Source organism: Nocardia sp. CA-128927 (assembly GCF_050955855.1).
GTDB lineage: Bacteria > Actinomycetota > Actinomycetes > Mycobacteriales > Mycobacteriaceae > Nocardia.
This window is the reverse complement of the sequence record NZ_CP192087.1, coordinates 8,876,112-8,902,728: the sequence shown is the minus strand read 5'-3', so window position 1 is coordinate 8,902,728 and position 26,617 is coordinate 8,876,112. Positions and strand designations below refer to the sequence as shown.

28 protein-coding genes are annotated in these 26,617 nt (G+C 67.0%); 10 read left to right on the top strand and 18 right to left on the bottom strand.

Annotation, left to right across the window (positions count from 1 at the left end):
• Positions 1 to 26 precede the first annotated feature (26 nt).
• The 3 genes from ACQPW1_RS41400 to ACQPW1_RS41390 form a co-directional block, all read right to left on the bottom strand.
• Positions 27 to 272 (bottom strand): hypothetical protein, encoded by a 246-nt coding sequence (locus ACQPW1_RS41400; protein WP_433658580.1) that lies wholly within the window; start codon positions 270 to 272, stop codon positions 27 to 29.
• A 190-nt stretch (positions 273 to 462) separates the two neighbouring features.
• The gene (bluB, locus tag ACQPW1_RS41395) at positions 463 to 1,083 is read right to left on the bottom strand and encodes a 5,6-dimethylbenzimidazole synthase (protein ID WP_433665482.1); all 621 of its coding nucleotides are present in this window, start codon (positions 1,081 to 1,083) and stop codon (positions 463 to 465) included.
• Between the two features lie 309 nt (positions 1,084 to 1,392).
• Positions 1,393 to 2,667 (bottom strand): fatty acid desaturase family protein, encoded by a 1,275-nt coding sequence (locus ACQPW1_RS41390; RefSeq protein WP_433658579.1) that lies wholly within the window; start codon positions 2,665 to 2,667, stop codon positions 1,393 to 1,395.
• A gap of 376 nt (positions 2,668 to 3,043) precedes the next feature.
• On the opposite strand from ACQPW1_RS41390, the gene ACQPW1_RS41385 reads away from it, so the two are divergent.
• Positions 3,044 to 4,042, top strand: coding sequence for an endonuclease/exonuclease/phosphatase family protein (locus tag ACQPW1_RS41385; protein WP_433658577.1), 999 nt, complete (start codon positions 3,044 to 3,046; stop codon positions 4,040 to 4,042).
• A gap of 65 nt (positions 4,043 to 4,107) precedes the next feature.
• On the opposite strand, the gene ACQPW1_RS41380 is transcribed toward ACQPW1_RS41385, so the two are convergent.
• From ACQPW1_RS41380 to ACQPW1_RS41365, 4 genes are all read right to left on the bottom strand, one after another.
• On the bottom strand, positions 4,108 to 5,541 hold the full coding sequence (locus ACQPW1_RS41380; RefSeq protein WP_433658575.1) for a fatty acid desaturase: 1,434 nt from the start codon (positions 5,539 to 5,541) through the stop codon (positions 4,108 to 4,110).
• 82 nt (positions 5,542 to 5,623) lie between these two features.
• Positions 5,624 to 6,781: a ferredoxin reductase gene (locus tag ACQPW1_RS41375; protein WP_433658574.1), complete on the bottom strand. Its 1,158-nt coding sequence runs from the start codon at positions 6,779 to 6,781 to the stop codon at positions 5,624 to 5,626.
• Between the two features lie 150 nt (positions 6,782 to 6,931).
• On the bottom strand, positions 6,932 to 7,471 hold the full coding sequence (locus ACQPW1_RS41370; protein WP_433665481.1) for a DUF6912 family protein: 540 nt from the start codon (positions 7,469 to 7,471) through the stop codon (positions 6,932 to 6,934).
• A 10-nt stretch (positions 7,472 to 7,481) separates the two neighbouring features.
• Positions 7,482 to 8,903 carry a WS/DGAT/MGAT family O-acyltransferase gene (locus ACQPW1_RS41365; RefSeq protein ID WP_433658572.1) on the bottom strand — a complete coding sequence of 474 codons (1,422 nt, stop codon included), beginning with the start codon at positions 8,901 to 8,903 and terminating at the stop codon, positions 7,482 to 7,484.
• A gap of 304 nt (positions 8,904 to 9,207) precedes the next feature.
• Between ACQPW1_RS41365 and ACQPW1_RS41360 the strand changes: the two genes are divergently transcribed.
• From ACQPW1_RS41360 to ACQPW1_RS41350, 3 genes are all read left to right on the top strand, one after another.
• On the top strand, positions 9,208 to 9,618 hold the full coding sequence (locus tag ACQPW1_RS41360) for an Rv3235 family protein (protein ID WP_433658571.1): 411 nt from the start codon (positions 9,208 to 9,210) through the stop codon (positions 9,616 to 9,618).
• A 221-nt stretch (positions 9,619 to 9,839) separates the two neighbouring features.
• Positions 9,840 to 12,689 carry a preprotein translocase subunit SecA gene (secA, locus tag ACQPW1_RS41355; RefSeq protein ID WP_433658569.1) on the top strand — a complete coding sequence of 950 codons (2,850 nt, stop codon included), beginning with the start codon at positions 9,840 to 9,842 and terminating at the stop codon, positions 12,687 to 12,689.
• Between the two features lie 217 nt (positions 12,690 to 12,906).
• On the top strand, positions 12,907 to 13,308 hold the full coding sequence (locus tag ACQPW1_RS41350; RefSeq protein ID WP_433658567.1) for a nuclear transport factor 2 family protein: 402 nt from the start codon (positions 12,907 to 12,909) through the stop codon (positions 13,306 to 13,308).
• Positions 13,309 to 13,356: 48 nt separating this feature from the next.
• On the opposite strand, the gene rsgA is transcribed toward ACQPW1_RS41350, so the two are convergent.
• The 3 genes from rsgA to ACQPW1_RS41335 all read right to left on the bottom strand — a co-directional run bounded on the left by rsgA (position 13,357) and on the right by ACQPW1_RS41335 (position 17,328).
• Positions 13,357 to 14,373, bottom strand: coding sequence for a ribosome small subunit-dependent GTPase A (gene rsgA / locus ACQPW1_RS41345; protein WP_433665480.1), 1,017 nt, complete (start codon positions 14,371 to 14,373; stop codon positions 13,357 to 13,359).
• A complete protein-coding gene (gene aroA / locus ACQPW1_RS41340) occupies positions 14,370 to 15,671 on the bottom strand; it encodes a 3-phosphoshikimate 1-carboxyvinyltransferase (RefSeq protein WP_433658565.1) in 1,302 nt (433 codons plus the stop codon). The genes rsgA and aroA overlap by 4 nt, the downstream gene beginning before the upstream one ends.
• A gap of 157 nt (positions 15,672 to 15,828) precedes the next feature.
• Positions 15,829 to 17,328, bottom strand: coding sequence for an aldehyde dehydrogenase family protein (locus tag ACQPW1_RS41335; RefSeq protein WP_433658564.1), 1,500 nt, complete (start codon positions 17,326 to 17,328; stop codon positions 15,829 to 15,831).
• A 205-nt stretch (positions 17,329 to 17,533) separates the two neighbouring features.
• Here ACQPW1_RS41335 and ACQPW1_RS41330 point away from each other — a divergent pair, with 205 nt between their 5' ends.
• On the top strand, positions 17,534 to 18,316 hold the full coding sequence (locus ACQPW1_RS41330; RefSeq protein WP_433658562.1) for an SOS response-associated peptidase: 783 nt from the start codon (positions 17,534 to 17,536) through the stop codon (positions 18,314 to 18,316).
• A gap of 27 nt (positions 18,317 to 18,343) precedes the next feature.
• Here ACQPW1_RS41330 and ACQPW1_RS41325 read toward each other — a convergent pair whose 3' ends face one another.
• Both ACQPW1_RS41325 and ybaK read right to left on the bottom strand, forming a co-directional pair.
• A complete protein-coding gene (locus ACQPW1_RS41325; RefSeq protein WP_433658560.1) occupies positions 18,344 to 18,655 on the bottom strand; it encodes a hypothetical protein in 312 nt (103 codons plus the stop codon).
• A gap of 72 nt (positions 18,656 to 18,727) precedes the next feature.
• Positions 18,728 to 19,222 (bottom strand): Cys-tRNA(Pro) deacylase, encoded by a 495-nt coding sequence (gene ybaK / locus ACQPW1_RS41320; protein ID WP_433658558.1) that lies wholly within the window; start codon positions 19,220 to 19,222, stop codon positions 18,728 to 18,730.
• A 399-nt stretch (positions 19,223 to 19,621) separates the two neighbouring features.
• On the opposite strand from ybaK, the gene ACQPW1_RS41315 reads away from it, so the two are divergent.
• Complete coding sequence (locus tag ACQPW1_RS41315; RefSeq protein WP_433665479.1) at positions 19,622 to 20,239, top strand: sigma-70 family RNA polymerase sigma factor; 618 nt, start codon at positions 19,622 to 19,624, stop codon at positions 20,237 to 20,239.
• Positions 20,240 to 20,312: 73 nt separating this feature from the next.
• Positions 20,313 to 20,603, top strand: a complete 291-nt coding sequence (rsrA, locus tag ACQPW1_RS41310) for a mycothiol system anti-sigma-R factor (protein WP_433658556.1) — start codon at positions 20,313 to 20,315, stop codon at positions 20,601 to 20,603.
• Between the two features lie 80 nt (positions 20,604 to 20,683).
• Here the strand turns inward: rsrA and ACQPW1_RS41305 are convergent, their stop codons facing one another.
• Positions 20,684 to 20,758, bottom strand: a complete 75-nt coding sequence (locus ACQPW1_RS41305; protein WP_022597109.1) for a 50S ribosomal protein bL37 — start codon at positions 20,756 to 20,758, stop codon at positions 20,684 to 20,686.
• A gap of 138 nt (positions 20,759 to 20,896) precedes the next feature.
• Between ACQPW1_RS41305 and ACQPW1_RS41300 the strand changes: the two genes are divergently transcribed.
• On the top strand, positions 20,897 to 21,112 hold the full coding sequence (locus ACQPW1_RS41300) for a biotin/lipoyl-binding carrier protein (RefSeq protein WP_433658554.1): 216 nt from the start codon (positions 20,897 to 20,899) through the stop codon (positions 21,110 to 21,112).
• Between the two features lie 20 nt (positions 21,113 to 21,132).
• Positions 21,133 to 22,647, top strand: coding sequence for a sensor histidine kinase (locus ACQPW1_RS41295; protein ID WP_357380762.1), 1,515 nt, complete (start codon positions 21,133 to 21,135; stop codon positions 22,645 to 22,647).
• Between the two features lie 114 nt (positions 22,648 to 22,761).
• Here ACQPW1_RS41295 and ACQPW1_RS41290 read toward each other — a convergent pair whose 3' ends face one another.
• Positions 22,762 to 23,016, bottom strand: coding sequence for a WhiB family transcriptional regulator (locus tag ACQPW1_RS41290; RefSeq protein WP_011211115.1), 255 nt, complete (start codon positions 23,014 to 23,016; stop codon positions 22,762 to 22,764).
• Between the two features lie 252 nt (positions 23,017 to 23,268).
• Entirely contained in the window at positions 23,269 to 24,213 is a 945-nt protein-coding gene (locus ACQPW1_RS41285; protein ID WP_433658552.1) for a diacylglycerol/lipid kinase family protein, read from the bottom strand.
• Positions 24,214 to 24,309: 96 nt separating this feature from the next.
• Between ACQPW1_RS41285 and ACQPW1_RS41280 the strand changes: the two genes are divergently transcribed.
• Entirely contained in the window at positions 24,310 to 24,741 is a 432-nt protein-coding gene (locus ACQPW1_RS41280; protein ID WP_433658550.1) for a hypothetical protein, read from the top strand.
• Here the strand turns inward: ACQPW1_RS41280 and ACQPW1_RS41275 are convergent.
• The 3 genes from ACQPW1_RS41275 to ACQPW1_RS41265 are packed head-to-tail and all read right to left on the bottom strand — an operon-like array spanning position 24,656 to position 26,588.
• The gene (locus ACQPW1_RS41275; RefSeq protein WP_433658548.1) at positions 24,656 to 25,483 is read right to left on the bottom strand and encodes an endonuclease V; all 828 of its coding nucleotides are present in this window, start codon (positions 25,481 to 25,483) and stop codon (positions 24,656 to 24,658) included. The genes ACQPW1_RS41280 and ACQPW1_RS41275 overlap by 86 nt on opposite strands.
• A gap of 11 nt (positions 25,484 to 25,494) precedes the next feature.
• Positions 25,495 to 25,980, bottom strand: coding sequence for an N-acetyltransferase family protein (locus tag ACQPW1_RS41270; RefSeq protein ID WP_433658546.1), 486 nt, complete (start codon positions 25,978 to 25,980; stop codon positions 25,495 to 25,497).
• Positions 25,977 to 26,588 carry an acid phosphatase gene (locus ACQPW1_RS41265; RefSeq protein ID WP_433658544.1) on the bottom strand — a complete coding sequence of 204 codons (612 nt, stop codon included), beginning with the start codon at positions 26,586 to 26,588 and terminating at the stop codon, positions 25,977 to 25,979. The genes ACQPW1_RS41270 and ACQPW1_RS41265 overlap by 4 nt, the downstream gene beginning before the upstream one ends.
• Between the last annotated feature and the right edge of the window lie 29 nt (positions 26,589 to 26,617).

Sequence of the window (26,617 nt, the reverse complement as noted above, 5' to 3'; positions counted from 1 at the left end):
TGCGCAGCGGGGGTGCTTCGGCTGCGTCAGCGCACGTTGCGGGGGCGGTCCGGGGGGATCGCCGGGATGGTGCCGTCTGCGGTCGGGCGTACGCCGTAGGTGGTGAAGGCGCGGCGGGCGCTCTGTGGTTTGCGGCCCTCGTCGGCGATGATCCGGAGGCAGGTGTCGTGGTTGGTTTCGCCGGGCCGGGCTTCTCGGCGCAAGCGCAGCATGGCGGACGCGAGATCGATGCCGAGCTCATTCGACAGCCGTACGGCGTCGACATTGGCCATGGCAAACCTCCTGAGCTGAAGAACACTGCGTCCGAGAAGAATCCATTGTCCGAGACGGATCCGTCCATGACGTACCCAATCGCTTGGTCGGCGAATCCTCGCGCGTCCGGCTGAACACCCCGCATGCTCCGTGATCTCCCGCACACTGAATCGCAGATGAAAACGTATGTAGGACAGCTGAAAGTGTGTGTCAGGCGCGGTACGTCTCGTGGTGGACCGCGTCGTGCAGCGGGCGGCCGGTGCGCCAGCCGAAACGTTCCAGGTCGGGGATCTGCTGGAATTCGTGGACCGGGCCGATACAGAGCCAGGCGATCGGGTGGATGCCCTCGGGGAGTCCGACCAGGCCGGTGAGGAATTCGGGGTCGTAGAAGGAGACCCAGCCGACGCCGACGCCCTCGGCGGTGGCGGCCAACCAGAGGTTCTGGATCGCGAGAACGGCGGAGTAGACCCCGGTTTCGGGGACGGTGGCGCGGCCGAGCACCTGCGGGCCGCCGCGGCCGTGGTCGTAGCTGACCACGATGCCGGTGCCGCTCTCGATAATGCCCTCGATCTTGATCGGTTCGAGGGTGGCCGCCCGTTCCGGCGGCAGCGCGGCCCGGAACTCGATTCGTTTGTCCGCCACGTGGTCCGCGAACGTGCGCAGGGTGGCCGGATCGCGCACCACGACGAAATCCCACGGCTGCGAATTCCCCACGCTCGGCGCCCGATGTGCGGCTTCGAGAATCCGCCACAGTGTCGCGTCGTCCACCAGCTCGCCGGTGAACTCGGCCCGCACATCGCGTCGCACCCGTATGGCCTCGTAGACGCTCAGCTCGTCAGCACTCACCCGCTAACTCAACCACCCACCCTGGCCAGCATTTCGAGCAGTCGCTAAAAGATCTTCAACAGCAACCATTCGACTCGCCTCGATGAATCCCGAGCCTCTCTCAACGGGACCACAGCAAGTCCGCACGCTGGTACCTCAGGCGTTGCCGATCTCGAGTTGCGGAAGATAAAGCCGGGTACGGTACCCGACGCGCTCAGCACTACCCGATCATTCCCTGGGTGCGTGTACCTACCGTGTGGGTGCAGTCAAGGACTCGCTCGGACGGCCCGGATCGACGGACCCGGGCCGATCGGCTCATTTCGTGAGTTGCAGCTCGCGCGCGGCGGGGGCGGAGCGGCGGGCGAAGCGCTTCTTGCCTTCGGCCAGTGCGGTGCGCAGGCCGCGGCGCTTGCCGGTTTCCGGGTCGACGACCGGGCCCGCGGTGCCGGCGAACTTGCGCTCCGAGGCGGTTTCGGGGGCGTCGTCGACGGTGTCGCGCAGGTACTTGTCCGGCAGCGACAGCTTGACGATGGTGCGCCAGGCCTTGAAGTACTGCACCGGCAGCGAGCCGGTGGTGTACGGCAGGTCGTACTTCTCCGCCAGCTCCCTGACCTTCACCGCGATCTCGGAATACCGATTGCTCGGCAGGTCGGGGAAGAGGTGGTGTTCGATCTGATGGCTGAGGTTGCCGGTCATGAAGTGGGTGAGCGGACCGCCGGAGATGTTGGCGCTGCCCAGCATCTGGCGCAGGTACCACTGGCCCTTGGTCTCGCCGTCGATGTCGGCCTTGGTGAACTTCTCCGCGCCGTCGGGGAAGTGGCCGCAGAAGATCACCGCGTTGGACCACACGTTGCGGATCGCGTTCGCGGCGAGGTTGGCGGTGAGCGTGGAGAAGAAGGCGGGGCCGGTGAGCGCCGGGAAGATCACGTAGTCCTTGACGATCTGCTTGCCCATCTTGGCGAGCGCCTCGCTGCGCTTGCGCTCGAAGTCTTCGCGCTCCGGGCTACCCGGCTTGAACCGGCCAGCGGCCAGCTTGCCCAGCTCCATGTGCTGGATCGCGACGCCGTATTCGAAGAGCAGCTGCAGCACCAGGTTGTAGACCGGGTTGCCCAGGTTGAACGGCTTCCACCGCTGGTCGCGGGTGACGCGCAGCAGGCCGTAGCCGATGTCGTCGTCCATGCCGAGCACGTTGGTGTACTTGTGGTGCAGGTAGTTGTGCGTGTGCTTCCAGTGCTTGGCCGTGCCCGCGTTGTCCCATTCCCAGGTGCTGGAGTGGATTTCCGGATCGTTCATCCAGTCCCACTGCCCGTGCATGGCGTTGTGCCCGATCTCCATGTTCTCGATGATCTTGGCGGTGCTGAGCAGGGCCACGCCAGCCAGCCAGGCGGGCGGTAAGAAGCTGGCGAACAGCACGCCGCGGCCGCTGATCTCGAGCGCGCGCTGCAAACGGATCACATTGCGGATGTACCGTGCGTCGCGCGCACCGCGCGAGGCTTCGATATCCCGCCGGATCGCGTCGAATTCCGCGCCGAGTGCTTCCACGTCGGCCTCGGTGAGATGTGCGTATTCCTTGACATCCGAGATCGCCATGCCGGTTACAGTACCGTAGGTTACGAGACCGTAGGTTACGAGGACCTGAACGCGGGTGTGGCAAATCCCGCATTGCGATCACGATCAGATGGTGCTAGATCAACCGCGTCGACGATACGGCGTAAAGCCTTCTCCCGCACGATATTCCGGCGTGACTATGCCCGCCGGTACCGCGCTTGATCCTGCTCCCTCCGGCGGCCTCGCGCAACTCGAACCGGCCTACTGGCGCGACACGCGCGCCGCCTCGGCTCCGGTCCCCACTTTGCGCTGGAGATATCCGGCCAACCAGCCACTTTGTCGAACTTTTGCCAACGAGACATGTGCCGTTCCGAATATCCACCTAACTTCCAGCGTCCCTGACGAATGGAGTTCGACAATGCGATTATGCAAGGCGTTGCTCACGGCAGTTCTGCTGGCGAGCACCGCCATGGTGGGGGCCGCGCCGCTGGCGCACGCCGACGACCACGAGCGAGTGCGCGTGCTGACCTGGAACATCCTGCACGGTGGTCGTGAGCCCACGCCGGACAATCTGAACGACCTGATCGATCAGGTGATCGACATCAAGCCGGACGTGTTCTTCGCCGTGGAGACCTACGGTTCCGGCGAAACCATCACCGACGCGCTGACCCGCCGCGCGCACAACGGCCGCTACACCGGCGTGAAGATCACCGACCGCCCCGCGGGTTCGGACAATCTGTGGATCTTCACCAAGTACGAGGTCGTCGCGACCTACCCGAAACCGCAGGGCGGCCCGGTGACCGACTTCAATCTCGGCGGGGTCCGGGTGCGGGTGCCGCACGACGGTGAGCTGAATCTGTTCGCCACCTGGCTGACCTACACCGATCCGTGGAACGGCTATCTGATCGACGAGAACGCGATCGATCGCCGCGACGGCCGCGAACCGCGCCACTCCGTCGCCGCCGTCGTGCAGGCCGAACGGGCGCAGACGCAGTACATCACCGACATCGTCAAGAACCAGATACCGAGAATGCTCGGCGGCAACACCGCACCGGTGCTGATGGGTGGCGACTTCAACACGCTGCCCGGCGCGGACTGGACGCCGAGCCAGGCGAACTGTCCCAACCACTTCGGGCTCAGCTACCCGCTGACCGCCACCAAGGCCGTCACCGACGCGGGGTTCGTCGACACCTTCCGCGCGGCCAACCCGAATGTCTGCGCGGTCCCCGGCCGCACTTGGAGCCCGCTGCCCACCGAGAAGCTGCTCACCGATCAGCGGATCGACTTCCTCTTCGCCAAGGGCAAGGTCGAAACGCGGGCGGCCCGCGTCGTCGATCAGCGCATGCGGCAGCACGGTCCGGGAGTCTTCTACTCCGATCACGCCGCGGTCGTCAGCGACCTGAAGGTGCGTTGGTGATCGACTGACAGTCGGGGCCGGTACTCAACGTGAGTACCGGCCCTCGACGGATCGACTGAACTAGGTCAGCGACGCCTGCGTCGCAGCGAAGCCCGCTGCCGCACGGCCTTTCGGCGCAGCGAAGCCTGCTCGGTGCGCGCCCGCTCCTGCAGCGCCACGGTGGCTTCGCGCAGCGCCTCCTTCTCGTGCTCGGCCTTCTCGCGCAGCGCGCGCTTGGCTTCGCGCAGCATTTCCTTCTCCTGCCGCGCCTTCTCCTTGAGCACCACCTTGGCCTCGCGCATCGCCGAACGCAGCCCGCGCCGCTGGCCGGTTTCCGGATCGACGCCGAGCCAGCTTGCGGTGTCCGAACTCGGCAGCGACGGCAGGGTGATGCCGGCGAACTTGCGCTCCGAGGAGGTCTCCGGCGCGTTGTCGGCGGTGGCCTTCAGGAAACGGTCCGGCAGGGCGAGCTTGTGGATGGTCCGGAAGGCGAGCAGGTACTGCTTGCCGAGCGAACCGGTGGTGTAGGGCAGGTCGTACTTGTCGCACAGCTCGCGCACCCGCACCGCGATCTCCGAGTACCGGTTGCTCGGCAGGTCGGGGAACAGGTGGTGCTCGATCTGGTAGCAGAGGTTGCCGCTCATGAACGCCATCGCGGGCCCGGCCTTGAAGTTGGCGCTGCCGAGCATCTGGCGCAGGTACCACTCGCCGCTGGTCTCGCCCTCGAGCTGCTCGACGGTGAACTTCTCGGCGCCGTCGGGGAAGTGGCCGCAGAAGATCACCGCGTAGGCCCACAGGTTGCGCACCAGGTTGGCGGTCGCGTTCGCCTTGAGCGTCGACATGAACGCCGGGCCGGTGAGTGCCGGGTAGAACAGGAAATCCTTGGACACCTGCCGGGCGATCTTGCGACCGAACTCGCGGTTCGGCTCGGACATCAGCCCTTTCGGCGCCTGCGAGAGTTCCTTCTCGATGTCCCAGTCGTGCAGCGCGATGCCCCACTCGAAGGTGGCGGCGAGCACGAGGTTCGCCAGCGGCTGCGCCAGGTGGACCGGGCGCCAGGTCTCGTCACGGGTCATCCGCAGGATGCCGAAGCCGAGGTCCTCGTCCTTGCCGAGCACGTTGGTATAGGTGTGATGGGAGTAGTTGTGCGCTCGCCGCCACTGCGACGACGGACCCGTCTGATCCCACTCCCAGGTGCTGGAGTGGATCTCGGGATCGTTCATCCAGTCCCACTGACCGTGGCTGATGTTGTGCCCGAGTTCCATGTTCTCGACGATCTTGGCGACCGACAGCATCGCGGTGCCGGCGAGCCAGGCCCAGCGGTTGCGGCTGCCGAACAGCACCGCACGCCCGGCCACCTCGAGCGCGCGCTGCGCGGCGATGGTGCGCCGGATGTACTTCGCGTCCCGCTCACCGCGCGACTGCTCCACCGAGCGGCGGATCGAATCGAGTTCCTGCCCCAGTGTTTCGATGTCTGCCGCAGTCAGGTGGGCGAACGCCTGAATATCGGTGATTGCCACCGGGATGTCCTTTCGCTGCTCAATTTGATTTGAGGGTACCCAAAGAACGATGGCGGCGTCCGAGCCGAGGCTCGACGCGCGCTCAGACGTCCAGGGTGCAGTTTCCCGCGGCGGCGGAGATGCAGGTCTGCACCTTGTCGCCCTCGCGATGCTCGTCACCGTTGCGCAGGTCACGCACGTGCCCGGAACTCAGTGTCACGACACAGGTTTGGCAGATGCCCATGCGGCAGCCGAACGGCATCTGCACGCCGGCCGACTCACCCGCCTCCAGCAGGCTGGTCGCACCGTCCACCTCGGCGGTGCGGCCGGTCTTGCCGAAGGTGACCGTGCCGCCCTCGCCGACCGCGGAGCGTTCGATCTCGAACCGCTCCACGTGCAGCCGGTCCGCGACGCCCGCGTCCTTCCAGTGGTGCTCGATCTCGTCCAGCATCGCGGCCGGGCCGCAGGCCCAGGTCTGCCGCTCGCGCCAGTCGGGGAACTTCTCGTCGAGGCCGGTCAGCGCGAACTTGCCGTGCTCGCCGGTGAGGTTGACGTGTGAGTTGAAACTCGGGTGCCGGTCGTGCAGGTCGCGCAGCTCGGCGCCGAACATGACGTCCTCGGCGGTGCGCGCGGAATGCAGGTGCTCCACATCGGTGACCATGCCGCGGCGGTCCATCGACCGCAGCATCGCGAGCACCGGGGTGATCCCGCTGCCCGCGGTGAGGAACAGCACCTTCTCCGGCGGCGGGTAGGGCAGCACGAAGCCGCCCTGCGGCGCGGCCAGCCGCACCACGGTGCCGACCGGGACGCCGCTGACCAGGTGACTGGACAGGAAGCCCTCCAGCATCGCCTTCACCGCGATCGAGATGACGCGCTTGCCGCCCGCCTCCGGATCCGACCAGTTCGGCGGGCAGGTCAGCGAGTACGACCGCCAGTGCCAGCGGCCGTCGATCAGCACGCCGATGCCGATGTACTGACCGGGTTCGTATTTGAAGTCGAATCCCCAACCCGGCTTGATCACCAGGGTGGCCGAATCCGCCGTTTCCTTGCGCACATCGACGATGCGGCCGCGCAACTCGCGCGCCGACCACAGTGGGTTGGCCAGGTGCAGATAATCATCCGGCAGCAGCGGGGTGGTGACGCGTGCCACGGCCCCGCGCAACACGTTCAATCTGCCGCCGCGCTCGGCGACAGCGGCGGCCGGAGCCTCCAGCCACTCGCGCACGCCCCGCACGGAGAATCCCCCAGTTTTCGAGCTCATCGCTGCCGTTCGTCTTCCTGTTCGTCGGATGCGCTGCCCACGCAACAGCCAGGTTACGGCATCGTAGGTTAGCCGAGGGTGTCGTGGCCGTCACCCCAATCATCCCGTGCGATCGACCGTGCGTCATCACGTCCGGGCGATAAGGGAATGTCAGAGCAATTCGAGCAGGAACGGCAATTCCTGCGCCGCGTACCAGGCCAGCTGGTGATCTTCGGCGTCGCCGAGCACGAACTCGGCGTCGGTGTCGCCGAGGTCGGCGGCGTCCACCACATCGACGGCCTTGGCCACCTGGGGCTCGGCCTCGGCCAGGTCGACGTGCACGCAGCCGATCTGGTCGTAGGTGATCAGATCGGCCAGTTTGACGACGGCATCGTCGAGGTCGGGGCGCAGCTTCGCACCGGTCACGTCGGCGGCGATCACCGCGCGTCGATAGACCGGCCGGCCGGACGCGACCGGCTCGGCGTCGTCCGGGGATTCGTCGCTCTCGTCACGTTCGGCGGCGAGCAGGCGCAGCGAGGCGCGCGCGGCCTCGCCCATCGCCACCTCGGCGAGTTCCTCGTCGTCGCCGGAGGCGTAGGCCTCGCGCAGCGCCGGGGTCACCGCGAACGCGGTGCCGCCGATCGGGCGCAGTTCCCGGTTCGTGACGAGCTCGCGCAGCATCGGCACCGTCGCGGGGATGTAGACCCGCATTTTCTCCTGATCAGACGCAGGCACCGAGCATCTCCTCCATGGAATCGCGCACCGACGCGGCCAGCACGCCGATATCGGCCATCGCGTCGCGGTCGGCGTTGAGTCCGTAGAAAACGCGTCCGTCATAGGACGTGATCCCGATACTCGAGGCCTGATTGCGCAGCAGCGGCGACACCGGATACATCTCCAGCATCCGCGCGCCGCCGATGAACATCGGGGTCTGCGGACCCGGTGCGTTGGTGATCACCAGATTGAAAGTGTGTTCTGCGAAGGTACTCGCCGCACGCACGCTCATGGCATGCAGGCTCGCCGGAGCGAACCCGGCCAGGTGCACCAGCGTGCGCGCGCGCACGCCGCGATGCTGCCTGCCGTTGGCCTCGGTGGCGTGCGCGATGTGTGAAAGACGCATCACCGGATTGGGCTCGCCGACCGGCAGATCGATCAGGAACGAGGACACCTCGCTGGCCGGTTTCAGCTGATCCCCGTCCGTCCCTTCGACATACACCGACATCGGCACCACGGCGCGCAGCGTGGTCGACTCGGTGAGCGCCTCGCCCCGCGACAGCAGCCAGTTGCGCAGCGCGCCGCTGACCACCGCGAGGATGACGTCGTTGATCGAGCAGTCGAAGCGCTTGCGGATCTTGCGGTAGTCCTCGAGGTCGGTGCGCACCACGTCGAAGCGGCGGTTGCGCGAGGTGCGCGCGTTCAACGGGCTGTCCGGCGCGCCGGTCGTCGCGGCGCGCACCGCGGAGACCACCGAGTCCATCGCCCGGCCCGCGGCGCCGATCACCGCGAAGGCGTGCCCGCTCGCGTGCCTGGCCACTTCCAGGGCCTCGCGCGGCTGGGCGGCCAGGTGGGTCAACGCCCCGACGAGCAGTTCCATCTCGTTGGGTTCCCGCGGCGCGAGCCACGCGTCGTCGGCGAGCTCGCGCGGCGACGGCCCGTTATCGAGGATCACGTGGCCGATTTCCAGCGCGGTATCCCCGTCGACCAGTGCCGAATGCGTCTTGGTGAAGATGGCGCAGCGGTCGTCGGACAGGCCCTCGATCAGATACATCTCCCACAGCGGCCTGGTCTGATCCAGCGGCCGGGAGGCCAGCCTGGCCACCAGTTCGTGCAGTTGCTCGTCGGTGCCCGGTGCGGGCAGGGCCGAGCGGCGGATGTGATAGGTGACGTCGAACTGGCTGTCCTCCACCCAGACCGGTCGCCCGAGGGCGAACGGGATCTCGCGCACCTTGCGGCGATAGCGGGGGACCAGCGAGAGCCTGGCGTCGACCAGGTCGACCAGGCGGTCGTAGTCCAGCACCGGATCGTCGGTGCCGCTGCCCTGCTCGGTATTTCGGAGGATCGCGAGGGAGCCGATGTGGATCGGATTGCTGCTCGACTCGAGCCGATAGAACGACGCGTCCTGCGGCGTCAGTCTCGTGATCACGCTGCCCGGTGCTCCTTTTTCGATGCCGCCTCACGCCCATTGTGCTGTCGCCACAGGGTTTCAGCTCCTCCGTTGTGGCGTATCCGGTGAAATCGGCGTTCCCCTTTACCCGTCCCGGCTGTCGTGGCAAGCTGTTCGACTCGAGCACGGGGAACTCGATTCGATCACAGGGGGAGACCGGATGCACAGTCGACGACCATCGTTGTCGCCCGCGCCACGGCTGGAGCCGCCGCTGGACGGTGATCGCCCCGGCCGCGTTCGGTCGGATGCGTTGTCGCCACGAGCCGCGTTGCCCTGCCGTCGCATGCCGTCACATAGCGGGTCGACCAATCGGGCGGCACAGCGGCGCGCCCGGCACGACGGACGTCTTTCATCGTACGGCACCGATGGTGAAACAGGTTCCGCGGCAAGTCGATTCGCGGAAAGTTCGCTGCGGCTGGTGTTGGAGGTGCTGGACGGCCGCCGCTCGGTGGTCCAGCTGCGCAGGCTAGCCGCGCCGTCGGTGCTCGCCGCCATCGAGACGCTCGCGCGGTCCGCACCGCCGGGCCGCGGGCTCGGTCCGGCCCTGCTGACCAAGCTTGGCGTCGAGCTGACCGGGCCGAACACCGCTGAGGTGTACGGCAGCTATCAACGCGGGCAGCGGGTCTTCGCGGTCGCCGCGTGCGTGGTGCTGCACCGGCAGGGCTGGCAGCTGACCGCGTTCCGCGTACTCTGAATGCCAGGGCGGACGGTGAGTACCAGGGCGGACGACACGGCCACGCGCTGATCCGGCCGAACGGCGCTGCTCGTCGGCACCTACGATCGGCACCGCATTACCATGGGGCGTGCAGCGGATTCCGCACTCGGAGCGCGAACCCGCACGCCGGCCGTGAGTCCACCCCTCGGCCCGGCGCCGAAGACACGAATGACACACCGACCAGAGGACTGACGAGACCCGTGCCTGCGCTGACACTGACGAGGTTGCTACGGATTGGTGAGGGTCGCATGGTCAAGCGGCTCGCCAACTTCGCCGATCAGGTTCTCGACCTCGAGTCGGAGTACGAGCTACTCACCGACGACGAGCTGCGCGGCAAGACCGACGAGTTCCGTGAGCGCTACTCCGACATGGTCGAGGACGATCACGCGGATCCGCTCGGCGCGCTGATGGCCGAGGCGTTCGCGGTGGCCCGTGAGGCCTCCTGGCGCGTGCTGAACCAGAAGCACTACAAGGTGCAGATCATGGGTGGCGCCGCGCTGCACACCGGCAACATCGCCGAGATGAAGACCGGTGAGGGCAAGACGCTCACCTCGGTGCTGCCCGCCTTCCTCAACGCGATCAGCGGCGACGGCGTGCACATCGTCACCACCAACGACTACCTCGCCAAGCGCGACTCCGAGTGGATGGGCCGCGTGCACCGCTTCCTCGGGCTCGAGGTCGGCGTGATCCTCGGCGGCATGACGCCCGCCCAGCGACGGGTGGCCTACGGCGCCGACATCACCTACGGCACCAACAACGAGTTCGGCTTCGACTACCTGCGCGACAACATGACGCACTCGCTCGACGATCTGGTGCAGCGTGGGCACAACTTCGCCGTGGTCGACGAGGTCGACTCCATCCTGATCGACGAGGCGCGCACGCCGCTGATCATCTCCGGCCCCGCCGACGCCTCCAGCAAGTGGTACGCCGAATTCGCGCGCATCGCACCGCTGTTGAAGAAGGACCTGCACTACGAGGTCGACATCAAGAAGCGCACCATCGGCGTGCACGAGGCCGGCGTCGAGTTCATCGAGGATCAGCTCGGCATCGACAACCTCTACGAGGCCGCCAACTCGCCGCTGGTCAGTTACGTGAACAACGCGATCAAGGCCAAGGAGCTGTACTCGCGCGACAAGGACTACATCGTCCGCGACGGCGAGGTCATCATCGTCGATGAGTTCACCGGCCGCATCCTGGTCGGGCGCCGCTACAACGAGGGCATGCACCAGGCGATCGAGGCCAAGGAGGGGGTGGAGATCCAGCCGGAGAACCAGACCCTGGCCACCATCACTCTGCAGAACTACTTCCGCCTCTACGACAAGCTGTCCGGCATGACCGGTACCGCCGAGACCGAAGCGGCCGAGCTGCACCAGATCTACAGCCTCGGCGTGGTGCCGATCCCGACGAACAAGCCGATGATCCGCGCGGACCAGTCCGACCTGATCTACAAGACCGAAGAGGCCAAGTTCGCGGCCGTGGTCGACGACGTCACCGAGCGGCACGAGCGGGACCAGCCGGTGCTGATCGGTACCACCAGCGTCGAGCGCTCGGAGTACCTGTCCAAGCAGTTCACCAAGCGCGGCATCGCGCACACCGTGCTCAACGCGAAGTTCCACGAGAAGGAAGCCGAGATCATCGCCGAGGCCGGTCGGCCCGGCGCGGTGACCGTCGCGACGAACATGGCCGGTCGTGGTACCGACGTCGTGCTCGGCGGCAACCCGGACATCATCGCCGACCTCATCCTGCGCCGCGAGGGCCTGGACCCGGTCGAGACGCCGGACGCCTACCAGCAGGCCTGGCTGCCGACACTGGAGCAGGTCAAGGCGCAGACCTCGGCTGACGCCGAGATCGTGCGTGACGCGGGCGGTCTCTACGTGCTCGGCACCGAGCGGCACGAGTCGCGGCGTATCGACAACCAGCTGCGTGGTCGTTCCGGTCGTCAGGGCGACCCGGGTGAGTCCCGGTTCTACCTGTCGCTGGGTGACGAGCTGATGCGCCGCTTCAACGGTGCCGCGCTCGAGGCGATCATGACCCGGCTCAACCTGCCCGACGATGTGCCGATCGAGGCCAAGATGGTCTCCAAGGCGATCAAGAGCGCGCAGACCCAGGTCGAGCAGCAGAACTTCGAGATCCGCAAGAACGTGCTCAAGTACGACGAGGTGATGAACCAGCAGCGCACCATCATCTACGGCGAGCGCAACCGGATCCTGCGCGGCGAGGACATGGAGGGCCAGGTCCAGAGCATGATCACGGACGTGGTCACCGCCTACGTCAACGGCGCCACCGCCGAGGGCTACGTCGAGGACTGGGATCTGGACAAGCTGTGGACGGCGCTCAAGACGCTGTACCCGGTCAAGGTCAGCTACAAGGACCTGACCGGCGAGACCGCGGTCGGCGATGCGGGCGACCTGACCCGCGATGAACTGCTCGAGGCGCTGCTCGACGACGCACACGAGGCCTACGAGCGGCGCGAGGCCGAGATCGACGGGCTGGCCGGCGAGGGCAGCATGCGCAATCTCGAACGGCAGGTGCTGCTTTCGGTGCTCGACCGCAAGTGGCGCGAGCACCTCTACGAGATGGACTACCTCAAGGAAGGCATCGGCCTGCGCGCGATGGCGCAGCGCGACCCGCTGGTCGAGTACCAGCGTGAGGGCTTCGACATGTTCGCGGCGATGCTGGAGGGTCTGAAGGAGGAGTCGGTCGGCTTCCTGTTCAACCTGCAGGTCGAGGTCCAGCAGCCGCAGCCGGAGGGCGTCTCGGTCGATCAGGGCCTGCGTTCGCCGGTCGGCGCGATGGCCGCGCCGCGTCCGTTGCCCACCGACGAGGCGCCGGTCGGCAACGGCAGCAGCGCCCCGGCGGCATTGCGCGCCAAGGGCATCGACTCCGGCAGCCAGCGTGGCCTCAGCTACTCCGGTCCGGACGAGGGTGGACACCGCGAGGTGCACAGCGACGCCGAGGAATACGGCGACGGCACCACCCGCCGCGAGCGCCGCGAGGCCGCTCGTGCGCAGGACAAGAAGCGCGCCCCGAAGCCGCGTCGCCGCCACTGACGCTAGCTGAAAAACAAAGGCGCCCAAGGACCCCGGTCCCTGGGCGCTTTGTTTTCTGCGGCAGCCGCACACCTCCTGATTTCCCGCACAAGGAATCGCATGCGAAACCCTGTGCGGGAAATCGAGAGGTGTGCGGCTGATCGGTGCCCGGCCGGTGAGACCGCGTTTGCGGCGGAACCCGCCCGTAGCGGGTCGAACAGGCGTAGTTTCGGCGGTCGTGGACCGCAGCACAGTTGAGGCGTGGGTCGGCGAATACGAGCGGGCTTGGCGATCGCCGGGCACCGATAAGTTAGGCGACCTCTTCGCCCCCGAAATCGGATATCAGGTTTCCCCATGGGCCGAACCGCTCACGGGGTTACCGGCGCTGGCGAAGTTCTGGGAGACCGGACGCGACAGCCCGAACGAGTCGTTCACCATCGAGCCCGAAGTCGTTGCCGTGGACGGACTCACCGCCGTCGTTCGGGCGGAGGTCGACTACCCCGATCAACCCGCCCGCTGGCGCGACCTATGGGTGCTGCGCTTCGATCAGGAAGGGCGCTGCACCTGGTTCGAGGAGTGGCCGTTCGCGCCGGGCCAGCCCGACGGGCAGGAACAATCCAGCACGGCGCTGTCCGGCTGAGTGCCGTTGGGGAAGGTCCCCAGCTGTGTCGAAGCCGTGATCTGGTCGCTAGTCGACAGGTCGGGGAGCGTTGTTGGTCTGCCAGTGGTCATTGGCGTTCAGCGCGGTGAGCAGGAGGCGGATGGCGGCCACTCGGCGCTCTTTGCCCGGCAGTTTGTCCAGCGCGCACTCGGGATCGGCCGGTGGGCCGAGATGGGTGCAGCCGCGCGGACAGTCCTCGATGGCGGCGGCGAGGTCGCTGAAGGCAGCGACCACGTCGTCGGGGGTGATGTGCGCCAGGCCGAAGGAACGGATGCCCGGTGTATCGATGACCCAGCCGCCGCCGGGCAGGGGTAGCGCTACCGATTGGGTGGAGGTGTGTTTGCCCTTGCCGACGCCGGACACCTCACCGACGGCCCGATACGCGTCTGGCACAAGACGATTCACCAAAGTCGACTTGCCGACACCGGAGTGCCCGATGAAGGCGGTGAGCCGACCGGTGAGCAGTTCGAGCACCGGTTCGAGCGGATCGTCGACGCCGCCGTAGACGATGGTGAGGTCGAGATCCTCGAAGGCGGAAGCGAATTCGGATTCGGCGGCCAGGTCGTGCTTGGTCAGGCACAGCACCGGATGCAGCCCACCGGCATACGCGGCGACCATGCAGCGTTCGACGAATCCGGTGCGCGGCGGCGGGTCGGCGAGCGCGACCACCATGAACAACTGCTCGGCATTGCCGACGACGATCCGCTCGAACGGATCGGTGTCATCGGCGGTGCGCCGCAACACCGTTCGGCGATCGGTGACCCGCACGATGCGGGCCAGCGAATCGGGTCGGCCGGACAGATCGCCGACCACGTCCACCTGATCGCCGACCACGATGGGGGTGCGGCCGAGTTCCCTGGCGCGCATGGCGACGATGTGCCGGTCCGGATCGTCGCCGAGCACACAACCCCAGCGGCCGCGATCCACCGACACCACCATCGCGGATTCCGCATCGCTATGCTGCGGACGGGTTTTCGTGCGAGGACGCGAACTCTTGCCCGGGCGCACCCGGACGTCGGATTCGTCGTACTCGCGCTTTCTCAGTGCGCCGCCCCTTGATCGGAGAGCGTCGGATCGAGCATCCGCTCCCACAGCGCAACGAAGTTCGGCAAAGTCTTGGCGGTGGTGCCGATGTCCTCGATCTCGATACCGGGCACGCGCAGCCCGAGAATCGCTCCGGCCGTTGCCATTCGGTGGTCGGCGTAGGAATGCCAACGGCCACCGTGCAATTCGGCGGGCACGATCTCCAGCCCGTCCTCGGTCTCGGTGACCTTGCCGCCGAGCCGGTTGATCTCGGTGGACAGCGCGGCGAGCCGGTCCGTCTCGTGCCCGCGCAGGTGCGCGATGCCGCGCAGCCAGGACGGGGAGTCGGCCAGCGCGGCCAGCGCCGCGACCGTCGGGGTCAGCTCGCCGACGTCGTGCAGATCGATATCGATGCCGGCCAGGCGATCGGGGCCGTGCACGGTCAGCACGCCGTCGAAGACGCGCGCCTCCGCGCCCATCCGGACCAGGATCTCGCGGATCACGTCGCCGGGCTGGGTGGTGAGCCGCGGCCAGTGCGGGATCTTGACCTCGCCGCCGGTGACGGCCGCGGCCGCCAGGAACGGGGTCGCGTTGGACAGATCCGGCTCGACGTCCCAATCCACCGCGCGGATCGGGCCGGGCGTCACCTGCCAGGTCTGCGCCAGCCGGCTGTGTTCGGGCGCCTGCACCTGCACGTCGGCCCGGCGCAGCATCTCCACGGTCATCTCGATGTGCGGCATCGAGGGCAACGCCTTGCCGTCGTGATGCACGATCAGGCCCTCGTCGAACCGCGCCGCCGACAGCAGCAGGCCGGACACGAACTGCGACGACCCGGAGGCGTCGATGGTCACCGTGCCGCCGCGCAGCGCGCCCTTGCCGTGCACCGTGAACGGCAGCGCGTCGCCGTCGATGTCGGCGCCGAGGGTGCGCAGCGCGTCCAGGATCGTGCTGAGCGGGCGGACCCTGGCCTGCGCGTCGCCGTCGAACGCGACATCGCCCGCGGCCAGCGCGGCCACCGACGGCAGGAAGCGCATCACGGTGCCCGCGAGTCCGCAGTCGACGCTCGCGCCTTGCAGCGGGGCGGGGGTGACGGTCAGCGTGTCGTCATCGCCCTCGATCTGCGTGCCGAACGCGCGCAGCGCCGCGATCATCAGGGCGGTATCGCGGCTGCGCAACGCACCGGACAGCGTCGATGGACCGTCGGCCAGTGCGGCCAAGATCAATGCCCGGTTCGTGATCGACTTCGATCCAGGCAGGGTCACGGTCGCGTGTACAGGGACATCGACATAGGGCGCTGGCCAGAAACTCACGTGTTCCATCTTCACCCATCAGCCAACCGGACACACGGGCGGTCGCCTTAATGCAACGCAATTCGCCCGCACGGACTCGCCCCACAGATCCGGCCGCCCGCGCACCGCGATGGTGCGCACAGTGCGGCGGCGAGCAGATCTGTGGGGCGCAACGGATTTCCCGTTCTTACTTGTGCCTGCCGTGCAGGAACGGAACCAGCTTGCGCAGCAGCTTCATCGTGGACTGGGTGCGCGAGTAGCTCAGCAACGCCATGCCGGGAATCGCGAAGCGCTGCACCGCGATCGAGTGCGGGCGGGCGAATTCGCGCAGGCCCGGCTCGCCGTGGATGCGGCCGATACCGGAATCGCCGACGCCGCCGAACGGCAGGCCGGGAATGGCGGCGAAGGCGAGCACCGAGTTCACCGAGGTGGCGCCCACGTGCAGCCGGCGCGCGATCTCCAGACCATTCTTCTTCGAGTACACCGCCGAGGACAGCCCGTACTTGGAGCTGTTGGCCAGCTCGACCGCCTCGTCCACGCCGTCCACGGTGCGGATGGTGACCGTCGGGCCGAAGGTTTCCTCCTGCACCGCCTCGGACTTCTCGTCCACGTCGACCAGCACCACCGGCTCGATGAACGGCGCCTTCACCGATTCCGGGCCGCCGAGCACGGCGGTGCCGCCGTTCTTCAGCGCGGACTCGATGTGGCGGCGCACGATGTCGACCTGGCTGGGCATGGTCATCGGGCCGTAGGAGGCGTCGGCGCCCGAGCCGGGCCCGACCTTCTCCAGGATCTTCTTCACCTCGGCGACGAACTCGTCGCGCACCGACCGGTCGACGTACACCCGCTCGACGCCCGCGCAGGTCTGGCCGCTGTTCGCGGTGGCGCCCCAGGCGACCGCGTCGGCGGCGGCCTTCACGTCCGCGTCACCCGCGACGATCACCGCGTCCTTGCCGCCACACTCGAGCAGCACCGGGGTGAGGTTCTCCGCGGCGGCGGCCATGATCCGCTTGCCGGTCGCGGTGGAGCCGGTGAACGCGAGCTTGTCGACGCCAGCCTTGACCAGCGCGGCGCCGGTCGCGCCATAACCGTTGATGGTGATGAAGACACCCTCGGGCAGGTCCGGGTTGGCCTTGGCGAACGCGGCGGACAGGAAATTGCCGATGCCGGTGGAGAATTCGCTCGGCTTGAACACCACGGTGTTGCCCGCGGCGAGCGCGTAGCCGATGGAGCCGTTGGGGGTGTAGACCGGGTAGTTCCACGGGCCGATCACGCCGACGACGCCGAGCGGGCGCTGCTCGACCCGGGCCGCGAAGTTGGCCATGAACGCGCCGGGGGAGACCTTCTTGGGCGAGAGCACCTTCTTGGCGTTCTTGGCCGCCCAGGCGATGTGCTCGAGCGCCAGCATCAGTTCCAGGAAGGCGTCGTCGAGCGGCTTGCCGTTCTCGGCGTGGATCAGCTGGCAGAACTCGTCGGAATCCTTGACCAACTGACTCGACCAGCGCAGCAGGTGCGTCTTGCGCTCGTCGTAGCTCAGCGCGCCCCAGGTGGCGGCGGCCGTGCGGGCCTTCGCGACGGCCGCGCGCACCGCGTCCTCATCCGCGATCGGATGGGTGCCGATCACCTCGCCTGTCGCGGGATCGACCGACGTGAGGATCGAATCAGGTTTGGTATCGGTGGAAGTCACGATGAGTCTCTCCTCTTGCCGGTGGGTGCTCGGGACGACGTCGATCCCGGATACTCCTGGCGGTGGCCGGTCGGTGCGCATGCGTCAGCGGACGGGCACAGACCACCCATCCTCTGAGAGAATGTTAGGTCAAAACTCTCAACTGGTCACCAGCTATGGATCAATTGTCCATGAGATTGTCGGTGGTGGGTGGGAGTATCGGGATATGTGCGGACGATATGCGACCACCACAGACCCCGGCCGGCTCGCGGTCGAGCTGGATGCGATCGATGAAACCGAAAGCACGGGCGCGGGCACTTTCACGAACTACAACGTCGCGCCGACGACCCAGGTACTCACCGTCGTGGAGCGGCACGAGCACGGCCACAAGGACGACGACCCCAAGCTGCGCCTGCGGCGGATGCGCTGGGGCCTGATTCCGTTGTGGACCAAGGCCGCTGATCCGGGCGTGCCCGTCAAGGGCAAGCCGCTGTTCAATGCCCGCGCCGACAAGGCCGCGACCACCCCGTCGTTCCGCGACGCGGTGAAGTACCGGCGCTGCCTGGTCCCGATGGACGGCTGGTACGAGTGGGTCGTCGAGCCGGATCCGAGCGCCAAGGGCAAGGCCGTCAAGAAGCCCTTCTTCATGGCGCAGGCCGACGGCTCCCGCCTTTACATGGCCGGACTGTGGTCGGTGTGGCGGGACAAGTCCCTCGAGGAGAGCGAGCCGCTGCTGTCCTGCACCATCTTGACCACCGACGCGGTCGGCGACCTGACCCGCATCCACGACCGCATGCCGCTGCCGATGCCGCAGGGGCACTGGGACGCCTGGCTCGACCCGGACCACCCGGCACCGGCCGAGTTGCTGGCGACACCGAGTGAAGCGGCGATCGCGGGGATCGTGGCGCGACCGGTGCCGTCGCTGGTCAACAGCGTGAAGAACAATGGGCCGGAACTGCTCGAGCACCTGTCGGAAAAGGCAGAAGCCGAGCAGATCAGCTTGCTCTGATCGCCCGGCTCCGCCCGCGGAACTACCTCAGAGCGAGCACTTCACGGCCGGGCTCGCGATATTGAGCCCGCACTTGACGATGTCGGTGGCCAGGTCGATGACCTGGGTGGTCACCGTGCCGCCGAGCTTCTCGGCCTTCTTGCCCTGCTCGTCCGGCTTGGGCGCGTTCGGCGTGCTCGGGGCGTCGTCGGTGCCCAAGCCGTCGAACGGGAAGTCGACCTGGGTCGCGCCGGGCGCGGCGGTAGCCGTCGGAGCCTGTAGCGCGACCGCGCCGAGGGCCAAGGCGAAGGTTCCGAGCAGGGCGACGATCACGGTGCGTACACGCTGGTGCGCGGGCATTTCGCATCACATCCTCGAGTCGGACGAATCTGGCCCGTCCATTGACGCACAGATTGTGTCGAATCGAGTGAATTACACGGTCCTCACTGTGGCGGTCACCGCCGCGGTCAGCCGGATCAGGTCGGCGGGCGCCACCTCGATCTCCAGCCCGCGGCGCCCGGCGCTGCACAGGATGCGGTCCCAGGTCAGCGCGGAGTCGTCCACCACGGTCGGCAGCAGCTTGCGCTGACCGAGCGGGGAGATGCCGCCGAGCACGTATCCGGTCGTCCGTTCCGCCTTCGCCTTGTCGGCCATGCTCGCCTTCGACACGCCCAGCGCGGCCGCAGCGGCCTTGAGCGACAACGTATTCGGCACCGGCAGCACCGCGACGGCGAGCGACCCGTTCGCCAATTCGAGCACCAGCGTCTTGAAGATCTGCGCCGCCGTCACACCCAATTCCACGGCGAGCGCGTCCACCGCCTCGGTGCCGTAGGAATCGGCGCGCGGATCGTGCTTGTAGGCGTGCACCCGATGGGCAACTTTGGCCTGGGTCAGCGTCCGGATCGCCGGTGTCGAGGCTCCTGCCATGGCGGAAACCTTAACGACGAGACCCGCCCGGCCCGCAACGGGTTTTCGGGTGCCGGTGTTTCGCGGCGGGAACAGAGGACGTGTCCCGCATGTTGGAAGCGAGTACATAGCGCTCGGACGGGACGGAATGTCCCACCGTCGCCACTGATCAGCCCCGTAAATGACGTGAAGGAGATGTCGGTGCCCGTGCTGCTCGACGAACGTCCGATCTGGACGAAGGCGTCACCGACGGAAGCCGGATTCCCCGACGAATTGCCAGTGCCGGTAGATTTGGCAGGTACGGCGATCGAAGGGACAGGTGTGACGAGCGACCATGCGGCGCGAGCGACGGGCCCGGAGGCGGCAGCGGAGCAGGACCACGCAGGGACCCGTGAGGGCGGCGAAGCAAATCCTGACGCGGTGACCGACGGTGTCGTTGCCGCGGTCGACGAGACCGAGCTGGCCCAGCGGTTCGAGCGGGACGCGCTCCCGCTGCTCGACCAGCTCTACGGTGCCGCGCTGCGGATGACCAGGAACCCGGCCGACGCCGAGGACCTGGTGCAGGAGACCTACGTCAAGGCGTTCCAGGGGTTCAAGTCCTTCAAGGAGGGCACCAACCTCCGCGCCTGGCTGTACCGGATCCTGACCAACACCTACATCAACTCCTACCGCAAGAAGCAGCGCCAGCCCGCGCAGTACCCGACCGACGAGATCACCGACTGGCAGCTGGCGGCTACCGCCGAGCACACCTCGCAGGGTCTGCGTTCGGCCGAGGTCGAGGCGCTGGACGCCCTCCCCGACGACGACATCAAGGCCGCGTTGCAGGAACTTCCGGAGGAATTCCGGATGGCCGTGTATTACGCGGATGTCGAAGGCTTCCCATATAAGGAAATCGCCGACATCATGGGCACCCCCATCGGTACCGTGATGTCCCGGCTGCACCGTGGTCGCAAGCAGCTCAAGGGTTTGCTCGCCGATGTGGCGCGCGAACGTGGATTCAACCGTTCGGGGGAACGCCAGGAGGTCAAGCAGGCATGAGTGAGCGCAGCGAACGAATCACAGGCGCAGCGCCGTCGGGCATGCCGGAACTGAGCGTTAGCGAGGTGCAGGCATGACCGAGCGGGACCCGGACATGGACCTGGACTGCACCGCGGTTCTCACCGATATCTGGCTGATGCTCGATGGTGAGTGCAATGACGAGACGCGTGCTCGGTTGCAGCACCACATCGATCATTGCTCGCCGTGCATCGAGGCCTACGGCGTCGAGGAGAAGATCAAGGGTCTGCTGAGCCGCAAGTGCGGCGGCGACCGCGCGCCGGACGCGTTGCGCGAGCGGCTGACCATCGAGATCCGTCGAACGGTCACGGTGGTGGAGACCAAGATCGACCCGGCCGCCTCCTAGGCACCTCGTAAACAACTGAGCGGCACGCCTTCCTTCGTGGAAGTGCGTGCCGCTCCGCGTTTTTCGGCCCGAGCTCGTGCTCAGGCGTTTGGCCGCTTGCCGTGGTTGGCCGCGTTGCCCTTGCGACTACGCTTCTTACGTCCGCGCTTGCCCATGAGTAGTCTCCCTTCTGATTGAAGGCCATTCTTTCACGTGTGGTTGGCTATACCTTCAGCGGATGCAGGCCGCACGGCTCGGCTGCTCGGACTCGCCGAGTGAGCTGCGGTGAACCAACCGAACGAATGGGGTGTCAGATGGCTGAGGAAGTGCTCGCCGAGCTGGTGTCGGTCGTCTACCAGGTCGTCGCCAAAGAGGGCGATACCGTCCAAGAGGGCGACACCCTGGTCATCCTCGAGTCGATGAAGATGGAGATCCCGGTGCTGGCCGAGGTGGGCGGCACCGTCACCTCGATCGGCGTCAAAGAGGGCGACGCCATCAAAGCCGGCCACCTAATCGCAGTCATTTCCTAGATCGATAGCGGTAGATCTTCATGGCCACGCTGAGCGAGCTGTTAGCCGAACACACCGACCTACCCGGCGTTGCCGTGGATCATCTGCAGCGAGTGGTGGGTGATTGGCAGCTGCTTGCCGATCTCTCCTTCGCCGATCTGCAGCTCTGGGTCGGTGCGGGACCGATCGCGGCGGGCGCCGACATCGTCTGTGTCGCGCAATGCCGTCCGACCACCGCGTCCACCGTGCATCACGAGGACCTGGTCGGCACCCTGGCCCTGCAGGCCGATCATCCGCAGGTGTTCGAGGCGCTGATGTCCGGCAAGATCGTGCGCGCCGATCGGGATGTGGAGACCGCGGGCGTCTATCACCCGACTCCGGTGCACGCGATCCGCGAGGCCATCCCGGTCCGCTGTGGTGACGACGTGATCGCGGTGCTCAGCCGGGACACCGATGTGCAGCGCTCCCGGGTTCGCAGCACGCTCGAAATCGCCTATGTCGCTTGCGCCGACGATCTGTGCCAGATGATCGCCGACGGCACCTTCCCGACCACCGAGGATCGCGCGGCCACCCATTCCAGCCCGCGCGCCGGTGACGGATTCATCCGCCTGGACACCGAGGGCATCGTCGTCTACGCCAGCCCGAACGCCCTGTCCGCCTATCACCGGATGGGCCTGCAGGCCGATCTCGCGGGCCAGGATCTCGCGGTGCTCACCCGCTCGCTGATCACCGATCCGTTCGACGCCCAAGAGGTGGTCGGCGACATCCAGGCCGCGCTGGCCGGACGCACCGGCCGCCGGATGGAGGTGGAGGCGCGCGGCGCGACCGTGCTGCTGCGCACCCTGGTGCTGCGCCCGCACGGCGAATTGGCCGGTGCCGCAGTGCTTGTGCGCGATGTCACAGAGGTCAAACGCCGGGATCGGGCGTTGCTCAGCAAGGACGCGACCATCCGGGAGATCCATCACCGGGTGAAGAACAACCTGCAGACCGTCGCCGCGCTGCTCCGGCTGCAGGCGCGCCGCACCGAGAACGAGGAGGCGCAGGTCGCGCTCACCGAGTCGGTGCGCCGGGTCACCTCGATCGCGTCGGTGCACGAGATGCTGTCGATGTCGGTGGACGAAGAGGTCGACCTGGACGAGGTCGTCGATCGGCTGCTGCCGATCATGGCCGACGTGGCCACCGTGCACACCGCGCGGATCAAGGTGCGCCGCGCGGGCTCGCTCGGTGTCTTCTCCGCCGAACGGGCGACGCCGCTGGTGATGGTGCTGACCGAACTGGTGCAGAACGCGATCGAGCACGCCTTCGATTCCGGCGAGAACGGCACGGTGACAATCCGTTCCGAGCGCTCGGCGCGCTGGCTCGACGTGATCATCAGCGACGACGGCCGCGGCCTGCCTGCCGGTTTCAGCCTGGAATCCTCCGACCGCCTCGGCCTGCAAATCGTGCGGACCCTGGTGACGGCGGAACTCGGCGGTTCGATCGGCCTGCATCCCGGTGCCGACATCGGAACCGATGCGGTACTTCGGGTTCCGCTGGGTAGACGTTCCGGCCGTTAGTAAGCCTTTTCGTTATATGCGTTGTGGCACAAGAGAGCCCGGCACCTCGGGGGTGCCGGGCTTAAATGCGTTTACCGGACCGGGGCTGAATGGTCCGGTAAATCCGATCGTCTGCTAGACGACGGTGCGGGTGCGCGTGCGTGCGTTGCGACGCTTGAGCGCCCGGCGCTCGTCTTCACTCATACCGCCCCACACGCCGGCATCCTGTCCGGACTTCAGGGCCCAGGACAGGCAGTCAGCGGTAACGGGGCAGCGAGCGCAGACCAGCTTGGCATCGGCAATCTGCGCGAGCGCAGGACCACTGTTACCCACCGGGAAAAACAGTTCGGGGTCCTCGTCGCGACAGATGGCCTTGTGGCGCCAGTCCATTCCTCTGCTCCTTTGCTGGGCGCCGCAAATGGCGCCGACGGTTTGTGGATCGTTCACTTGTGCGACTCGAATGTTTCCGCACGGTTGCTTGTGAATGCTTTCACGAACACCGTAGATGTCAATAGGTATCTGGTGCACCGTGGGGAAGCTCACGCTCTATCGGCCCCCGTTAGGGGAACCTGCCCGGTCCTTTGTACTCGCTCTACCCAGTTTTCGCAGCACTACCACGATGTTTTTCGTGCGTTTCCTGCATCACTCTGGTCGCGGCGCCACGACATCCAAGACGGCGGGCACGGCCGTGAAATCCACCACGTTGCGCTTCCCGATAAAGTCGCCATCGATTTGCAGACCGATGGGTTCCTTTGTCTCGATGCGCACGGACGGAACGTTGTCTTCGCGAAACAAATTGCGAGACTTGGGGTTTCCGTCGACGGCCAACAGCTGCCTGGCGAGCAGTAGTGTAGGCAGTACCGCCATGGAACGCACGGCAAACACGCCGAGACCATCCTCGAACCTTGTGCCGGGGTTGGTGTGCACCGGCGTGGTGTTGAGGTAGGTCCACGGTGTCGTGTTCGTTACGAAGGCGTAATGCACGTCGGTAACTGGTTCGTGGCCGGGGACCTCGATCCGGACGCTCGGCTCGTTGCGCTTGGCGCGGAAGAACTGTCGTACGGTTGTTCGAAGGTAGCGGGCGGGCGTGGCGGTCTTCCCGTCGGCGCGGCTTTCGTCGATCGCCTCGCATACGTCGGCGTCCAGGCCGACGCCCGCGCTGAAGGTGAACCACCGGTCATCGGCCAGGCCGAGGCCGATCCGGCGGTCCCGGTCCAGGGTGAGCAGATCGATGAGCTGGTTGGTAGCGGTCACCGGGTCCGGCGAGATGCCGAGGGCCCGCGCGAATACGTTCGCCGAGCCGCCGGGGATGACGCCGAGGCGCGGCAGCCAGGCCTGCCCGTCGTTGAGCTCGGGCAGCGGCAGGAAACCGTTGATGGTCTCGTTGACCGTCCCGTCGCCACCGTGCACGACGATCAGATCCATCTCGTTGGTTGCTGCCCACTGCGCCAATTCGGCGGCGTGGCCGCGATGCTGGGTGTGCGCGACGGTCAGCTGGGTGCGGCTCTCCAGCGCGTGCGCCAGCAGATCCCGAGTCGCCGGAGTGGTCGAGGTGGCATTCGGATTCACGATCAGCAGCGTCCGCACGTCCCGCAGCCTAATCGCCGTCGGATCCGGTCCGAAAAGCCGCTGAACCGCAACGGTCGCGGCGACGACGACTACGGCGGGTCGTAGGCTTGGCGGGTGGCTGAAAGCGTGGGTGACGACGTATCGAGGAGCGCGCCGAGGACGGTGCGTGGCGCGGGCGGGCTGGTGACGCTGGAAGGCGCCGTCGCCGTGGTCGTCGCGTTGGTGTTGATCGTGCGTGGGCTGCTCGGCCACGATCAGTCCAAGGCCAGCGGGTACGGCACGGCCGCCTGGTTCGGCATCCTCGGTGGTGCGGTGCTGGCCGCGGGCATCGGGTTGCTGTTCGGAAAGCGCTGGGGGCGCGCGATCGCCGTGATCGCCCAGCTGCTGTTGCTGCCGGTCACCTGGTCGTTGCTCACCGACTCGCATCAGCCGGTCTACGGCACCCTGCTCGGCATCGTCGTCATCGCCACCCTGGTACTCCTGTTCGCCCCGGCCTCCACCCGGTGGATGGCCGACGATTACGCCATCGAGCCAGAGAAATCCTGATCAACGGGGCTTGACCGCGGTGCGGCCTATCCGGCGACGACGGTGCGAAGTGCGGCGCGGCACGACGACGGTGCGAAGTGCGGCGCGGCACAGGGAGTCGGCGCGCCGGGGTGGTTTCGGGGAGGCGGTAGTCCGGTGTGAGGGCGAGGACACGGGCGCACGCGGTGTCGAGGTCGATGCGGTGGCCGACCGAGACGAAGACGGGTTTGACACCTGTCCTCGTGCGCAGGGCGCTGCCGACGACCGTGCCGTCGATGGTGATGTCGGTGCGGGCGCCGCGGTCGGGTCCGGGTTCGCGGTAGTCGCCCCAGACGGATTTGGCTACGCCGATCGTCGGCACGCCGGTGCGTACGCCGATGTGGCAGGCCAGGCCGAAGCGTCGTGGATGCGCCAAACCCTGTGCGTCACAGATCAGTAGATCCGGTGCGGTGTCGAGGTGCGCCAATACCCGCATGGTCGTGGGTAATTCGCGGAAAGCGAGCAGGCCGGGGTGGTAGGGGAATTCCGTAGTGCCATGTGCGACAGCCGAATCGACGGTTTCCAGGGTGGTCGCGTTGAGCACTACGACTGCCGCGACGACCTCGCCGGTTTCCGCGTAAGCACAGTCGAGCCCGGCGATGGTGCCGAATTCCCGTCCCGGCCCGGTTGTTTCGACCTTCGGTCGCAATTCGTCCTGGATCGCCATGGCCTCGTCGGGCATGGTCGGCCAAGAGTCTTCGTCGATCGGTGCGAGCCAAGTCATCGTCGGTGCGACTACTGCGCTTCCTTGGCAAGCTTGCCGAGCGGCTCGCCGGTGAGGCGGTAGCCGACCCATTCGTTCTGCGGTGCGGCGCCGAGGGATTCGTAGAAATCGATCGAGGGTTTGTTCCAGGTCAGCACGGCCCAGTCGAGCCTGCTGTAGCCGTTGTCGACGGCCTCCTTGGCCAGCGTGGCGAGCAGGGCCTTGCCGTAGCCCTTGCCGCGCGTTTCCGGCTTGACGTAGAGGTCTTCCAGGTAGATGCCGTGCACGCCGTTCCAGGTGGAGAAGTTGAGGAACCAGATCGCGCAGCCGACCAGCTCACCGTCCTCTGCCACCACATGGGCGAAGACCTTCGGCTCCGGGCCGAAAAGCGCGGTGTCCAGCTGGGTCACCGTGACGGTGCACTCGTCGCTGGCCTTCTCGTATTCGGCGAGGTCGTGGACGAGGCCTACCAGGCCGGGCACGTCGGCGGGGACGGCGCGGCGCAGTTCTGCAGTCACAGTGTTACTCCATCAGCGGTGGGAATCAGGTTGTGCGCCAGGATGGTTCGCACCGCGTGCTCGTAGCTGAGCACGGTCAGCGCGCCGGTCGACATGGCGAACCGGCGTCCCTCCGGCAGGTCGAATTCAGCCCAGCGGGCGATCAATGCCCGGGAGAAGTGTCCGTGCCCGACGAGCACGATATCCCGTTCGGGCAGTCGCGGTTCCACCGCGGCGAGCACCCGGTCGGCCCTGGCGCGTACCTCGGCAGCGGACTCGCCGCCGGGCACGGCGCCGGTCCAGATGGTCCAGCCCGGTGTGGTCTCGCGAATCTCCGGGGTGGTCAGGCCCTCGTAGTCGCCGTAGTCCCATTCGGCCAGGTCGTCGTCGACGGTGCCGCCGGTGAGACCGGCCAGCTCCGCGGTGTGGATCGCGCGGCGGCGCGGGCTGGTGAGCACCAGCGGATCGCGCAGCTTCAGCGCGGTCAGCAGGGGGCCCGCGGCCCGGGCCTGCGCCTCGCCGTGCTCGGTGAGCGGCAGGTCGGTACGTCCGGTGTGGCGGCGCTGGGTGGACCAGGTGGTCTCACCGTGTCGAAGCAGCACTAGTCGGGCATCGTCGAGTACGGACATGGATCCATCATGGTTCACGCGCGCCGCGC